At 28.5% G+C, this 975-nt stretch carries 1 protein-coding gene; it reads right to left on the bottom strand.

From position 1 onward, the window contains the following. Positions 1–975, bottom strand: a 975-nt coding sequence (locus tag AJ930_RS08935; protein WP_261659526.1) for a DUF2920 family protein, incomplete at both ends; no start/stop codon positions are given.

Below are 975 nucleotides of genomic sequence, written 5' to 3'. Positions count from 1 at the left end.
AAAGTAAATACTTTATTCCCACAAGGATAAGAGATGGAATTTTCTTGCATAAAAGATTTTCTTTTTTGTAGTTTTTCAAGCATTAAAGGAAGTTCTTTTCTAAATAAGGCTTTATCAGGTATACCACAACCATGATCTAAATTTTTAATAAATTTTCCATCAATTTGATTTTCATCTATCAAATTTAAGCTTACATCGTAACCTAAAATTTTTAATATTTGCATGGTTTGTTCTTTAAAATTTGCTGGAGTTAAAGGATCTTCTTTGCTATGATAACTCACATAAATGATATTTTTATTTTTTTGACTTTGTAAAATCAAATGATCTTTATTTAACAATGTTCTAATAAGATAATTTTCATTATTAAAAAAATAAGGTGAATTTTCTTTACGTGTCCAGTGGGTTTTTACAAAACATTCTATTAAAATATGCGAACTATTTAAAACATAATCACAACCGTCCTCCATTTCTCTTCCTAAAATATAATTTAAAGGTGGCAAAGCCGAACCTGAATTATCAATCACACCATCCACATACCAAGGAGCTATTTTTGCTATGAGTAAAGATAGATATCCTCCATATGACCCCCCGCCATAAATTTTTGGTAAATCTGCAAATTTTGGAAAGCGTTTAACTAAATCTTTTAAAGCATTGATATGATCAATAGCTGCCATAATGCCAAAATTTTGATATTCTCCACGCGAAGGAATAAAAGTTGCACTTAGTCTTTCTTCAAAATCATAAGGCAATCGATTTAACATTTTTAATTCTGTCATAATCTCGCTCAAATATTCACAATGACTAACTACAGTATTATTGGCTAATTGATCACATGGAATATTGTATTTACGAAGCACTTTTTCTATTATTTTTAAATCATCTTTTGTAAAATCTGCTAATGTTGAATACTTTTCAACATCCGAACGCCTTTGACAAAAACAATGATAAAAAACATGCACTGCTACAACATCAAAA

The organism is Campylobacter sp. BCW_6871 (assembly GCF_001762325.1).
Classification (GTDB): Bacteria; Campylobacterota; Campylobacteria; order Campylobacterales; family Campylobacteraceae; genus Campylobacter_D; species Campylobacter_D jejuni.
The sequence above is the reverse complement of the archived record's forward strand: the minus strand, read 5'-3'. Positions and strand labels throughout refer to the sequence as shown.